Origin of the sequence: Roseobacter sp. HKCCA0434 (assembly GCF_032464675.1) — a bacterium.
In the GTDB taxonomy this organism is placed as follows: Bacteria; Pseudomonadota; Alphaproteobacteria; order Rhodobacterales; family Rhodobacteraceae; genus Pontivivens.
This window is the reverse complement of record NZ_JAWDKL010000016.1, coordinates 54,299-67,698: the sequence shown is the minus strand read 5'-3', so window position 1 is coordinate 67,698 and position 13,400 is coordinate 54,299. Positions and strand designations below refer to the sequence as shown.

Sequence of the window (13,400 nt, the reverse complement as noted above, 5' to 3'; positions counted from 1 at the left end):
ATCCTTCGCAGCGTCTAGCCGATCCGCTCCGGCAGATCGGCCCGCCCGCCCTTCTTTGCCACCCGCGCGCGATAGGCCGTCTCCCAATGGCCGTAGCGGCCCATCGCGTCCTGCTGCATCATCACCAGCGCCAGTAGGACCCGCCGGTGCTTCTCCGCCTTCAGCTTCTTGAACAGCGACTTCTGATCCTTGGTCATCGAGCACCCGATGCAGTGGCCCGCACGCTTGAACTTGCACACCCCGATGCAGGGCGAGCGGGTCTTCTTGCCCATGTCAGGACCCTCCTCCGCAGAACCGACGCGCGTTCAGACCCACCGCGCGGCCCCATGATAGACCGTCAGGAACGCCTCGCCCTCTCCGTCGACACCGGCGGCGACGTGCCCGATCCGCGCGTCGCCGACTGCGCCGCGCAAGGTCTGCGGCAGGTCCGAAATCTCCGCAACGCCCCAATCCAGATCCGCGATGTTGAGGTCGAGCGAGCGGCGCCCGGTCCCCTCCTCCTCGACCAGCAGCAGCGGCAGATCGTCGAGCGGCGCCGCCGTGGTGGCCGCCGCGACCAATGCCAGCATCAGGTCCCGTTCGCGCCCGTCCGGGATCACTTCGGTGATCAGATCCGCACGCGCCTCGGGCCGCAGGGCGGTGCGGTCGAAGTAGAGGTTGGTCCGCGCCCGTCCCTCCCGCCATTTCAGCGCGAGGAAGCGCAGGTGCGGCACGGGACCATCCGGCCCGAACTCCAGATAGGCCTTGGCGACCGGTCGTGCGCCGGGTTCGAAGCCGAAATGCACCTCCGCGGCTTGCGGCAGATGGCGCACCAGCGGTGCGATATCGGGCGCACCGAGCGCCTCGCAGATCGTTCGAAACGTCCGCTCTGCCCCCGGCAGCAGCGCCCTGCGCGGGGCGGAGACCAGCAGTCGTCCCGAAGCCAGCCGTTCACCCGTCAGCTTGGCCGAGCGTTCGATCATCTTCGGCCCCCGCAGCGGGGCGAGAGCCGCGAGGAACCCGGCCTCGTCCATCATCCCAGATCGAGGATGCAGCGATGTCCGGCAGGCAGCGTGCCATCGGGATTGGGCAGCTCCACCCGTACGCCGAACGTGCCCGAGGCCGCGTCGAACACCCGGTCGCGCACGATGATGGTGCCGGTATAGTCGCCCTCCACCGGGGCGGCGGGCCGGATTGTGACCTCCTGCCCTTCGGCCACCTCGGCATAGAGGTCCACGGGCAGGAACGCCTCGACATGCAGCGGGTCGAGCTGCACGAGGCTCGCCACATAGCCGTCCGAGGTCAAATACTCTCCCGCAGTCAGCCGCCGCTCGAAAACGAGCCCGTCGAGCGGCGCGCGGATCACCCTCTGGTCGAGCGCCGCGCGGGCACGGTCGAGTTCGCGCAGCGCGACCTCCCGCTCCAGCTCGGCCTGCGCGACGAGGGAGGTGGCAGTGGCGAGTTCGGCCTCCACCTCCGCCATCTGGTCCTGCGTGGCGACGCCGCGCGACATCAGCTCCTGCGTGCGGTCGTAGCGGCCCTGCACCAGCTCCAACCGCGCGCGCTGCGCCTCCAGCGCCGCCTCGGATTCGGAGCGGACCTGCAGCAGACCGAGCGTCGCCTCCTCGAAATCGGAGGTGAGGCGCGCCAGAACCTCGCCCTGCCGCACCTCCTGCCCGCGCGCGACCGGAACCTCCGCCAGCAGGCCCGCGACGGGGCTTCCCACCTGCACCAGCTCGGCGGGGTCCATAACGCAGTCGAACTCTGTCTGAGCATGCGCGGCGAGCGGCGCGAACGCCAGCAGGGCAATAAGACGGATCATTCGAGCTCTCCCGAAACGGCCAGCGTGCGGCCCAGTTGGCGGTCCTGCTCCAGCAGGTCGCGGCGGGCCTGCGCGTGCAGCCCCTCGACCGTGCGCTGGCGGGCCCGAAGTGTCCAGCCCGCGGCACGGGGGCCAAGCGTCGCGGCCAGCGCGCGACCGATGCGGCGCAGCCACGCCGCCCCCTTTCCGCGCATGAGCTCGTCTTCGAGGCTCAGGAACGCCTCCACGCGCCCCGGTTCCCCCTGCCGCCCGCAACGCCCTTCGAGCTGCCGGTCCACACGGCGGCTGTCATGCCGTTCGGACAGGATCACGACCAGCCCCCCGGCCTCGGCCACGCCCGGACCGAGTTTGATGTCCGTACCGCGCCCGGCCATGTTCGTGGCGACGGTGATGCGACCCGGCTGCCCCGCCTCGGCCACCACCGCCGCCTCGTCGGCGTCCTGCGCGGCGGAGAGGACCTGATGGTCGAGCCCGGCCGCAGTCAGCCGCTCGCTCGCCGCCTCCGAGGCCAGGACCGAGCGGGTGCCGATCAGAACCGGCAGGCCCGCCTCATGCAGCTCCCGCGCGCGGGCGGCGATGGCACGCCATTTGCGATCCTCGCTCAGGAACACCCGGTCGGCGGCAAAGCGGCGGATATCGCGCTTGTTGGTCGGGATCTTCGTCACGGCGAGCCGATAGACCGACCACAGCTCCCATGCGGCATCGCGGCCGGTGCCGGTCATGCCGCCGACATGGGCGTAGCGGCGAAACAAACGCTGATAGGTCAGGCGGCTGAGCGTCTCGCGCGGCTTCGTGACCTCCAGTTCCTCCTTGATCTCGACCATCTGGTGCAACCCGTCGGACCACGAACGATCGGGTTGGACGCGTCCCGTGTTCTCGTCGACGATCTGCACCTTGCCATCGACGACCAGGTAGCTTTCGCCCCGTTCCTGCAGGTGTAGCGCGTTGAGCGCCTGGCTGATTGCGTGCTCGCGGATCACGGGGATGGCGAAGGTGTCTTCCCGCCCCTCTGCCATGTCGTCGAGCCGGTCGAGGCCTTCGGGCCGCATCTCGATCCGGCGCAGGCCACGCGGGATGCGGTAGTCGCGCCCCTCTTCCAGCGTGCGGGCGACCGCCATCGCCTCGCGGAACAGCGGCTCGTCGAAGCCGGATTCGGCACTTTCGGCACCCGAGATAATGAGCGGCGTGCGCGCCTCATCGATCAGCACCGAATCCGCCTCGTCGATGAAGACGGTGTGCAGCCCGCGCAGGCGCAGCCCCTCCCCTGCCCCCATCAACTGCCCCAGCTTGCGGCGAAGGTTGCCGGGATTGCGGCGCAGAACGGCGCGGTCACGCAGATAGTCGAAGGCAATCTCCTTGTTGGTGCCGTAGACGATGTCGCAGGCATAGAGCGCGCGGCGCGTCGCCTCATCCTGCCCCTCCTGGACGACGCCGAGGGTCAGGCCGAGCCAGGTGTAGAGCGGCGCCATCTCCTCCGCGTCGCGGGCGGTAAGGTAGTCGTTGACGCTCATCACATGGACGGGGCGACCGGCCAGCGCCGCGGTGGCGACGGCGAGCGTGGCGCAGAGCGTCTTGCCCTCGCCCGTGCGCATCTCGGCCACCTGGCCCTTCAGCATGGCCCAGGCACCGAGGAGCTGCACGTCGTAATGCCGCTTGCCCAGAACGCGGGACGAGACCTCTCGGATCAGGGCGAAGGCCTCCCCTGCCGCGCGCAGGCCGGTGTCGCGGCGCAGGCGGGGGCGCAGGTCGGCGAGGGCCGCGCGCAAGCCGTCCTCGTCCAGCCCGGCAAGCCGTTGCTCATGCCGGGTCGCCGCGCGCAGGATCGCACGCAGCCGCCAACGGCGGAAAGGCGCGGCGAGGCGGACGAGATGCGCCTGCAACCCGATCAGCCAGCGCTCCACCGGGCCTTCCTGCACGTCCGCCCGCTCGGGATAGCTGAGCGCGTGCGGCAGGCGGAACGGCGCGCTCATACCGAGAACTGCCGCAGGAAGAGCTGGCGCACCGCGCGCAGCATCCGCCAGCCGAGCGGCTCGTCGCCGTGATCGAAGCGCACCAATGCGCGGTTGCCGACATAGGCGACGGGGCGGTCCGCGAGGGGGGCGACCTCGAACTGGAAGACGCTTTCCACGGTGGCGAGGCGGCTCGCGCCCTCGGGGTTCAACGCGAAATCGCCCCCGCCCTCGGTGGCAAGCGCGAGGGAAGGCAGCTCGGCCCGGCTCTCGGGCAGCTCGGCGATGAGGCGGGCGGGGATCGTGTCGGCGATGGCGTCCTCGAAGCGCAGGGCGACGGCCTCGGTTCGGGTGCGCACCAGCTCGGCCCGGTCCTGACCAACGGCGACGCGCAGGCGCATGGGACTGTCGTCGAGAAGGTAGCCTACGACCTCCCCCTGCTCCAGCCGCTGACCGGGCAGGTCGCTGGCCTGCGGGATGACGACGCGGCCCGGCCCCGTGGCGGCGACGGTCAGGGCCTGCGACCGCCGCGCGGTGTCGGCGAGGCGGCTTTCCAGAAGGCGGATCTGTTCGCGCAGCACGTCGGCCTGCACCCGGTCGAGCACCAGCACCGACTGAAGGCGCAGGCGCGTCTCCTCCAGCCTGGCCTCCGCCAGACGCGTGGCGCCGTCGAGCGTGGGGTCAGTCAGGCGCAGCACCGGGGCCCCTGTCTCCGTCGGGCCCTCGGTGGCAGCCTCCACCGTTCCGGCCGTCTCGGGCCGCAGCAGCGCCTCGCTGTCGAGCCAGACGACGCCATGCGCAACAGTCGCGTAGGGAACCGGCACGGCGAACAGCAACGCGCCGACAAGTCCGACGCCCCCCGCCAGCACCGCCCAACCCTGCCAGCGCCGCCCGCGCAGGCCCGGCGTGGTGGCAAGCCATTTCAGCCCCTTCCAGACCGGCAGGACGAAGGTGTTGAACAGCGCCCAGATCGCCAGCAGGATCCCGATAACGAAGAAACGCGAGGCGATGAACAGCGCAATCGCGAAGCTGATGAAGATCCGGTAGAGGAAGGCGGCGACGGCATAGGTGAACAGCCATTTCGCCTCGCCTCGGCCCGTCACCGGGCTTTGCGCACCGTCGAGGCGCAGCAGGTAGCGCTGCACCAGATACCAGAAATACTTGTTCGAGCGCTGGCCGAGGCCGGGGATCTCGATCAGGTCCGAGAACACGAAATAGCCGTCGAAGCGCAGCAGCGGATTGCCGTTGAACAAGAGCGTCGAGACGCCGCCGATCAGCATGACGTTCCATGCGAAGGCGCGGGCCAGCCCCGGCTCCGCGTTCAGCCAGAAGATCAGGGCGAGACTCGCGAGTGCCAGCTCCACCATGATCCCCGCGCCTCCGACCACCGCGCGCCGCCATTTCGAGGCGAAGGCGGAGGAGGCGGAGGCGTCGACGTAAGGAACCGGCATGAAGACCAGCACCATGATGCCGATCTCGTGCACCTCGCCGCCCCAGACCTTCGCCGCATAGGCGTGGCCCATCTCGTGCACCGCCTTGACCAGCGGGTAGGCGAGCGCCATCAGCAGGAGGTTGTCCGCCGACAGCACCCGGTCGGCTAGGCTGCCTGTGAGCGGGCCCCAGTTCATCACGGCGAGCACGAGGCCCGCCAGCACCAGCGCCAGCCAAGCGACGAATCCGGCGGGCGTGAAGAGCGGCCTCAGAAGCCACGCGGTCGCGTTCAGGAACCGGTCGGGATCGAAGAGCGGCAGGCGGATGGCGAGCGGGTTCTTGACCCGCGCGATCAGCTCCGACCGCGCCTGTTGCGCGTGACGGCGGCCCAGTTCCTCGACATCGGGCGCGCCGTCCGTGGCGATCAGGTCGGCGCCGTGCAGCTGGCCGAGCAGGCGGATCGTCTCGCCCTGCGTGGGCGGGTCGTCCCCGTGGCGGGCGCAAGCCTCCTCCCAGATGTCGTGCATCCGGCGTCGGCCGTTCATCATCGACAGCATGAAGTTCGCCGCTGGCGTGATGCGGTGGTAGCGCCCCGTATGGTGGTCCTGCACGACGAACCAGGTCTCGCCGCGGAACTGCTGGCGGTGGATCTCGACATGGTTGCGCAGGCGCGGCTTCAGCGGCGCGATGCGATACCAGTCGGAGGAAAGGAGCGCGCGCGCCATGCCCTCACTCCACCAGTCCCAGCGACCAGAGGCGCAGTCGCAGCCAGTCGCGGATCGGCTGGGTCCAGATGGCGATGACCCTGCGGTCGGCGTCGATCAGCACACGGCCCGCGCCGTCCATGCCGGGCCGCAACTGGTCGGTGTCGCCGGTCGGTGTCGCCTCGACTTCGAACACGGTCGCGCCGTCACGATAGCGGGCGACGGGGGTGATCGCGGAGATCTCAAATGGGAAGCTGCGCTCGGGCAAGGCCGTGACGCGCAGCTCACCCCCCTGCCCCACCGCGATCTCGCGGATCTGGCGCTCGTCCACCTCCAGCGTGATGCGGTAGGTGTCGTCCGGCGCGATCGTCAACAGCGGCGCGCCCCGGTCGACGGCAGAGCCGATGGCCTGGCTGAGATCGCCGGCCACGACCAGTCCGTCGAAGGGGGCGGTCAGCCGGGTTCGCGCGAGCTGTTCGTCGATCAGGGCGATCTGTGCGTCCACCTGCTCGATCTGGCTTTGCCTTATGCGGGTCTCGGCCCGATCGCGGGCGGCGACGGCGCGATCGTACTCGATCTGCTCGCGCGCCCGGGCGGTGACGAGGCGCAGACGTTCCAGCGCGAGATCCCGATCGTCGAGCCGCACCAGCAGGTCGCCCTCCGCCACGCGGTCGCCGGGGCGGACCGGGGCCTCGGCCACGAAACCGTCGAAGGCGGGCGCAACGACGCGCTGCACCGCGCCTTCGACCCGCGCGTCGGCGCTGACGCGATATTCCGTGCGCGCGAACCAGAACAGCGCGACGAGAGCGGCGGCCAGCACCAGCAGGCCCTTGCGACCCAGATAGCCCGGGCCGACGAGGCGGGCGAATTGCGTGCGCAGGCTCTCCCCTGCCTTGGCGATCAGCCAGCGGTCGGCGCGGCGCTTCTCCTCCAGAACGGGGGCGGTGACGGTGGCGACCGCCTCAAGCATGTCGAGCTCGTCCTGCGTGAAGGGGCGGCTGGCGGGCCGCTCGAAGGTCAGCGCGCCGACGAAACTGTCGCGTGCCCAGAGCGGAACGGTGAAGATGTGCCCGGTACCCTGCGCACGGCCAAGTTGCGCATGGGCCTGCGTGGTCATCGCGACATCGGTTTCCTCGGGCCACAGGAGGGTGGCGCGTTGATCCACCGCCTCGTCCATTGCGCCCGCCAGCTGCCGGATCAACGCCATGCGACGCGAGAACTGGGCGGAGTGACTGACCGCGGCCACCTTCGTGCGTCCGAAACGGCGGAAGCCGACCGAAACGCGGTCGCACCGGAACCGGGTGGCGAGGTCGGTGACGGCGGCGCGGGCGGCGGTGGCAAAGGCGTCCCGCTCGGCCACCGACACCACCGAGTTGAGTGCATTCACCGCCTGCGCGTGGCGGGTTGCGTCGGCGCGCGCCTGCTCGGCGCGCAGCGCGTCGCGCATCCAGGCCGCACCCCATTGCAGGTTGCGCATCGCGGCAGAGAGGGTCGCGCGATCATCCGGACGCATCTCCAGCCCCACGATGCCGAGCACGGCACCGTCCACCTCCAGCGGCACGGCCGCGGCGACGGCGCCCGCACGGCCCGGTTCGGGCATCCGGCCGCGCACCACCGCGCGGGCCTGATCGTGGGCTGATTGGGCGGCCCCGTTCAATTCCGACCCCGGCGCGCGGGCCTCGGGTGCTGCGGCGATGAACTCGGGGCGCCCGTCACGGATAAGATACGCGGTACAGGCAACGGCGCCGACCCCCGCCATTTCCTCGGCGCGTGCAAGCATCAGGCGCGTCCAGGCCCGGGCCGACGTTTCCAGGACCTCGGCGGTGGTCAGGCTGCGCCAAGGGCTTTCCGCGGCTTCGGCGATCCGGGTTTCGGCCGTCACGACTCGTCGGCGGTCAGCGGCCCGTGCCGCGTCTCGTATTCGCGGATCACGCCCGTCAGGATCGCGTTCAGCCGCTTGGCCGCGTGGGGGGTCAGGATCATGCGGTTGGTCAGGTCGACCCGGACATTCGATCCCTCCCCGAGGTTCCACGTCCGGTTCGTGCCGAAGAACAGCTCGATCTGTTCGCGCGTGCCCTGGATGTTGACGACATTGGCGAAGCTGGTCGCCATGTCGTCATCGTTCCAGTCGACGGTGCCCTCCGAGGTGCGTCGTGTCGTCTCGCTCATCGTCTTGTGCCGTCGTCCTTCCTGCGGGTCATCGTCGCGGCGGTGGCGGCGACCAGGACGGTGCCTTCCGCGATCTCCTCGACCATCCAGTCCTCGTCATCGATCAGCGCACTGGGCGCAGGCTCGGTGACGGGGGCGGTGTCCGCCACAGGGGTAGCGTTGCCGCCGACGATCCACAAGCCGCCAAGGTCGTCCACATAGGCGAAGAGGGAGCCGTCGCTGTCGAAGAACTCCATCGCGACCTCGGCCCCGGCCGTGATCGGCACATCAGGCGCCTCAACCTCGACGAAGCGGCCGGTTTCCTCGTCGAAGACGAAGGCCGGCACGGCGCCGTCCGATCCGGTGTCGAGCGTGATGTGGCGCAGCTCGCCCCGCTCGATCCGGGTCTCGTCCGACAGGCCGCCGACGGTGACGTCCACGAGCTCGGTCGTGCCGCCGAGGATCCGCTCGCCACGCGCCGTTATGTCGAGCCGCGACGGATCGGTTGCCGCCGCGACGAAGGACGGGGTCGACAGGCGCCGCGACAGTCCCAGGTCGAGTGCGCCGACCGGACGATCCACCTGCTCCAGCGCCGTCTCCGCAGCGAAGGTCGCGCCGAAGGTCTCTGGCACCAAGTGACGTGCGGCGGCGCGCATCTCGGTCACTTCTGCCGGCTGCACCGTCTCGCCCGCGCGCGCTGCCGAGATGCCGGGCGTCGGGTCGACATAGGTGTCGAGCGTGGAGGCCACGAAGACGAAGTCGTCTGCGGACCGGTCGAGCAGCCGCTCCGTCGCGTCGGGCATCGTCACGTTGTCGGCCCAGTCATCGCCCATCGCCACGCCGCGCGCACCGGCCATCAGCGGCCCGGTCGCGGTGCGCGGCGCCGCCTCGGCATCGCTGAGGAACCGGCCCTCGTCGCCGAAGACGAGGTCCGCGCCGGTCCCGGTCTCGATCAGGTCGCGCCCCTTGCCGCCGACGATCATGTCGGCACCCGCGCCGGTGTAGATGTAGTCCGCCGCGCCCGAGCCGGAGCCCAGCGTGGTCGCGAACGTCACCGCCCAGCCGCCTGCATCGTCGGTCGCGATCAACGAGACGCTGCCGCCATCGCCGATGACCAGATCGGAGGAATCCGCGACCGAGCCTTCGTCATCCACCTGGATGAAGTCGGAACCCGCGCCGCCGATGGCGATGTCCGCGCCGGTGCCGGTGGCGATGACGTCGTCGCCACCCAGCGTCACGTCCGTGGACATCACGAGCCGCAGCGCCATCGGTACAGCATCGGCCGACACGGCTCCCGTGGCCGTACCACGCATCTGGCCGTTGTCGCCGATCGCCACGTTGTCGCCATGCCCGAGCGAGAGATGATCCTCGCCCAGACCCGCGATGACCATGTCGGCCGCGTCGCCGGTCACGATGCGGTCATCGCCCGCTCCGCCGGTGCCACGCGACGTGATCTCGGTCAGGATATAGCGCTCGCCCGCGCCGGTGTCGCGGAAGCGGATGAGGCCCGCATCGCCGATGACGACATTGGACGCGTCACCCGCCGCGGAGGCGTAGAGCTGCACGTAGTCTGAGCCCGCGCCCGCGATCACGATATCCGCGCCGTCGCCCGCCGTGACGTAGTCGTCACCGCCCAGTTCGACTGCGTCGGACACGATGGTGCGCAGCAGGATGGGCGCATCGCCCGCCGCCGGATCGCCGCTTTGCGTGCCGACCAGCGCACCCGCATCGGCCAAGGCGATGTTGTCGCCCGACCCCAGCGCGATCTCGTCGCCGCCGACGCCGCCGATCACGAGGTCGGAGCCACCTGCGGTTGCGATCACGTCCTCGCCGCCGAGATCGGCCGCGAGCGATCGGGCCAGCGTGACGATATAGTCGCCATCGGCCTCCAGCGCGCGGAAGGCGATCTCGCCCTCGTCGCCGATCACGACATCCGCCGCGTCGCCGTCGGTCTGGCCGGTAGTGATCTGGTCGTCCCCAGCGCCACCCAGAATGATGTCACGGCCTTCACCGGTGCGGATCGCGTCGCCGTCTCCCACACCGAACGCGGTGGTCTCGATCCGGGTCATGGCGATGGGCGCGCTGCCCGCGACGGCCGCGTCGGTCAGGCTGCCGGTCAGCAGCCCGCTGTCGCCGATGGCGATGTTATCGCCGTCGCCGAGCGCCAGCTCGTCGAGGCCCGTGCCGCCGATCACGATGTCGGAGCCCGTGCCGGTCTGGATGATGTCGGAACCACCCTGATCGGTGTCGATGCTTTCCAGCGTCGCCACGATATAGCGGCCATCCGCCGTCAGCGGGCGCACCGTCAGCGCCGCGTTGTCGCCAAGGACGATGTTCTCGCCACCTTGGCCGATGACCTCGTCCGAACCGGAGCCGCCGAAGACGATGTCGTCGCCCTGGCCAGTGAACACGGTGTCGGCACCTGCATTCGCGGCGTGATGCGCCGTGATCGCGACCAGGCTGACCGGGGCCGCCCCGCCGCCGACGAGCTGCGTCAAGGAGCCCTCGATCCGGCCGGTATCGGCCAGGACGATATTGTCGCCCTCGCCCGCCGAGACGTTGTCCGTCCCCGCGCCCGCCAGGACGATATCCGAGCCGCCGGCCGTCAGGATGATGTCGCTGCCACCGACCGCGTCGTCGAAGGTCTCTGCCGTGGCGAGCACGTAGGTGCCGCCCGCGGAAAGCTCGCGGAAGGCCAGCACGGCATTGTCGCCCGCGACGATGTCGCCGAGTGCGGAGCCGCTGCCGGAACTGGTGGTGAACGCGTCGTCGCCGGATCCCGCGATGACGATATCCGCGCCGTACCCGGCGGAGATCACGTCGTTGCCCGCCAGTGCGCTCGTGCGGCTTTCCGCCCGCTCCAGCCGGATCGGGGCCGCGCCGGACAGCGGCGACAGCGTGGCCGAGCCGGTCAGGACCCCCATGTCGCCGATGGCGATGTTGTCGCCGGAGCCGAGCTGGATCGTATCCTGCTGCGCGCCGCCCAGGACGATGTCGCCGCCCGCGCCGGTGACGATCTCGTCAACGCCGCCCACGCTCTCGGCGATGGTCTCGGCCGAGACGAGGATCGGTACGGCGTCGCCCGCGACACCGGTGCGGAACACGAGGCTGGCATAGTCGCCCGCCACCACGTCGGCCATGTCGCTGGTCGAGCGGTTGCCGTCCACCTCGATCAGGTCGCCGCCGAAGCCGCCCATCGCGATGTCGTAGCCGCTGCCGCCGGTGATGATGTCGCCGCGACCGGCGGCGAAATCCGTGCCGTCGATCCGCGCCAGCGCCATCGGCAGGCCGGCCAGCGCCGCCGCGGACGCATCGCCCGTCAGCATCGCGTAATCGCCGATCAGAACGTTGGTGCCGTGGCCGCCGGTCAGGCGATCCTCGCCCAGCCCACCCATCAGGATGTCGGCCGCGTCGCCGCCGAAGATCATGTCGGCGCCGCCGATTGTGACGGAAAGCCCGCCGATCGCGGTCATCGCCGCGCCATCGAACGCCACATAGCCGTGATCGCCGATCACGACGTTCGCGTCCTCTTCACCGTAGAGCCAGTCGGCCCCCTTGCCGCCGAAGATCAGGTCGCGACCCGAGCCACCCTCGACCGTGTCGTTGCCGCCTTCGCCGAAGGTCGTGCTCTCGACCCGCGTGACGGAGCCGGTGGTGCCGATGCGCAGCGTGCCCGCCGCCTGGGTGATGATCCCGTAGTCGGCCAGGATGATGTCCGCGCCCGAACCGCCGTCGATGCTGTCGGACCCGGCCGCGCGGGTGTCCGCGCTGTCGAATTCCGGTGCCGGGACGACCGAGTTGTCGACCGTCAGCTCGCGGCTCATGATCTCGACCGAGAAGCCTGCGTCGCCGTAGATGTGGTCGTCGCCGCCCTGGCCGTCGATCCGGTCGTTGCCCGAACCGCCCGCGATGTGATCGCCCAGCTGGCCGCCCGTAATGGTGTCGTCTCCGACCCCGCCATAGATGGTCAGGCCTGCCGTGCTGACATTGCGCGCATCGATAACGTCGGCGAAGTCGTCCGGGTCGTAGCCCGCGCCGCCGTTCACGGCGTCGAAGCTCAGACCGTTGCCGTTCACCGCGCCGCCTTCCCAGTTGTAGCGGGCGCCATGCGTGTCGGTGTCGCCGTAGAGAACCAGCAGCGTGTCCGCCGTCATGTCATTGACCGTCAGGCGATCCGCGCCGCCGCCGCCGTGCACGACCGTCAGCGCTTGCGCGGTCACGCCATCGGCGGTCGCGTTGGTGCCGTCGATGACGAAGGTGTCGTCGTTCTGGCCCAGCAGTACTTCGGCCACCTCGATCTGCGAGAAGCTGACGCCCTGGCGGTAGGTGACGAGCTCCGGTGCGCCCGGCAGACCTTCGTCGAAGGTGACGGAGCCGGTGCCCATGCCCAGCCCGTTGATGAGCGTGCGCGCGATGCCGTTCGCATCGACGATATTGCCCATCCAGCCGCTGTCGACGGCGACCGAGGTGTCGTTGTGCAGGAACACTCGATCGGTCTGCTGCGTCTCGTCGATCACTACCGTGATGTCCAGCGGGCCGCTGTCGCGCTCGGTCGGGAGCATGACGGCCATCTTGATCTCGCGCCCCGTGGTCGGGCCGCCGTCGATGATGAGCGGGCCCTTGATCTTGGACGCCGTGTGCGGCTCGGTCGGGAAGACCTTGGTCACGTAGGCGAGCGCGTCTGGCGCGAAATCGGGATCGGCCTCCAGCGTCACCGTGACCTCGTCCATCCAGTTGTCCTTGGTGAAGGTGATCTGCGCCACCGTCGTGGACAGGTCCGCCGTCACCGTCTCGGAGCTGACGGTCATGCCGCCCGACAGTTCGATCCGCGTGCCGTTCTCCATGATCGCGCCGATCGCATAGGCACCGTCATTGGAGGCGGTGCCGCTCACATCGAAGTTCTGACCGATGGCGAAGCCGTCGGCGGTGAAGCTGCCGCCATCGGTGCGGACGATGTAGTCCGGCCCGTCGGCGACCGACACGAATTGCAGCGCGCCCGAGAAGGCGGCGATCTGGTTCAGCGCGACGCGCGCGTCCGAGATGATGCGCGTCTGCCCGTCATCGGCGATATTGATGGTGACATCCGCACTCGGCGCGCGGGTCAGGCGCATGGTGTAGGTGTCGGTCTCGCCCGCCTGGTCGATGATGAGGGTGTCGCCCGCGCTCTCGCGCACGATGACGCCCGCGCTGTCGCCGTCGGTGACAGTCAGATCCAGCGTCGCCTCCTCGACAGCATCGTAGAGCCCGCCCGAAGTGGTAACGGTGTGCGTGATCCGCACGCCCTCGGTGTTCTCGACGATCCCGTCCGCCTTGGCCGTCACGGTGACGGTCTGCGGCTGGTCCCAGTTGCTCGCATCGAAGCTGAGC

Annotated in this window: 8 protein-coding genes (1 of these 8 cut by a window edge); all 8 read right to left on the bottom strand. The window is 69.9% G+C overall.

Translation table 11 applies throughout. From position 1 onward, the window contains the following. Window positions 1-14 precede the first annotated feature (14 nt). Tightly spaced (at most 33 nt apart), the 8 genes in view from RX333_RS11060 to RX333_RS11025 form a layout consistent with a single transcriptional unit that may run on beyond the window. Window positions 15-272 (bottom strand): DUF1289 domain-containing protein, encoded by a 258-nt coding sequence (locus RX333_RS11060; protein WP_316015000.1) that lies wholly within the window; start codon window positions 270-272, stop codon window positions 15-17. A 33-nt stretch (window positions 273-305) separates the two neighbouring features. After that, window positions 306-1,016 (bottom strand): hypothetical protein, encoded by a 711-nt coding sequence (locus tag RX333_RS11055; RefSeq protein ID WP_316014999.1) that lies wholly within the window; start codon window positions 1,014-1,016, stop codon window positions 306-308. Continuing rightward, window positions 1,013-1,801: an efflux RND transporter periplasmic adaptor subunit gene (locus RX333_RS11050; RefSeq protein ID WP_316014998.1), complete on the bottom strand. Its 789-nt coding sequence runs from the start codon at window positions 1,799-1,801 to the stop codon at window positions 1,013-1,015. The genes RX333_RS11055 and RX333_RS11050 overlap by 4 nt, the downstream gene beginning before the upstream one ends. Then, window positions 1,798-3,771, bottom strand: a complete 1,974-nt coding sequence (locus RX333_RS11045) for a translocase (RefSeq protein ID WP_316014997.1) — start codon at window positions 3,769-3,771, stop codon at window positions 1,798-1,800. The genes RX333_RS11050 and RX333_RS11045 overlap by 4 nt, the downstream gene beginning before the upstream one ends. Next, window positions 3,768-5,906 (bottom strand): peptidase M50, encoded by a 2,139-nt coding sequence (locus tag RX333_RS11040; protein ID WP_316014996.1) that lies wholly within the window; start codon window positions 5,904-5,906, stop codon window positions 3,768-3,770. Before RX333_RS11040 ends, RX333_RS11045 begins: the two co-directional genes overlap by 4 nt. Before the next feature lie 4 nt (window positions 5,907-5,910). Next, window positions 5,911-7,767: an HlyD family efflux transporter periplasmic adaptor subunit gene (locus RX333_RS11035; protein ID WP_316014995.1), complete on the bottom strand. Its 1,857-nt coding sequence runs from the start codon at window positions 7,765-7,767 to the stop codon at window positions 5,911-5,913. Beyond that, a complete protein-coding gene (locus RX333_RS11030) occupies window positions 7,764-8,054 on the bottom strand; it encodes a DUF3467 domain-containing protein (RefSeq protein ID WP_316014994.1) in 291 nt (96 codons plus the stop codon). Before RX333_RS11030 ends, RX333_RS11035 begins: the two co-directional genes overlap by 4 nt. Further along, on the bottom strand, window positions 8,051-13,400 hold the end of the coding sequence (locus RX333_RS11025) for an LEPR-XLL domain-containing protein (RefSeq protein ID WP_316014993.1). The gene runs 26,657 nt beyond the window's last position; only the last 5,350 of its 32,007 coding nucleotides appear in the window; its start codon lies beyond the right edge, outside the window — the gene reads right to left on this strand; its stop codon occupies window positions 8,051-8,053. The genes RX333_RS11030 and RX333_RS11025 overlap by 4 nt, the downstream gene beginning before the upstream one ends.

What these genes read in the sequence shown, in the direction of transcription:
- RX333_RS11040 (WP_316014996.1), bottom strand. Translation starts at nt 5,906, where the DNA reads ATGGCGCGCGCGCTCCTTTCCTCCGACTGGTATCGCATCGCGCCGCTG.
- RX333_RS11030 (WP_316014994.1), bottom strand. Translation starts at nt 8,054, where the DNA reads ATGAGCGAGACGACACGACGCACCTCGGAGGGCACCGTCGACTGGAAC.
- RX333_RS11055 (WP_316014999.1), bottom strand. Translation starts at nt 1,016, where the DNA reads ATGATGGACGAGGCCGGGTTCCTCGCGGCTCTCGCCCCGCTGCGGGGG.
- RX333_RS11050 (WP_316014998.1), bottom strand. Translation starts at nt 1,801, where the DNA reads ATGATCCGTCTTATTGCCCTGCTGGCGTTCGCGCCGCTCGCCGCGCAT.
- RX333_RS11045 (WP_316014997.1), bottom strand. Translation starts at nt 3,771, where the DNA reads ATGAGCGCGCCGTTCCGCCTGCCGCACGCGCTCAGCTATCCCGAGCGG.
- RX333_RS11060 (WP_316015000.1), bottom strand. Translation starts at nt 272, where the DNA reads ATGGGCAAGAAGACCCGCTCGCCCTGCATCGGGGTGTGCAAGTTCAAG.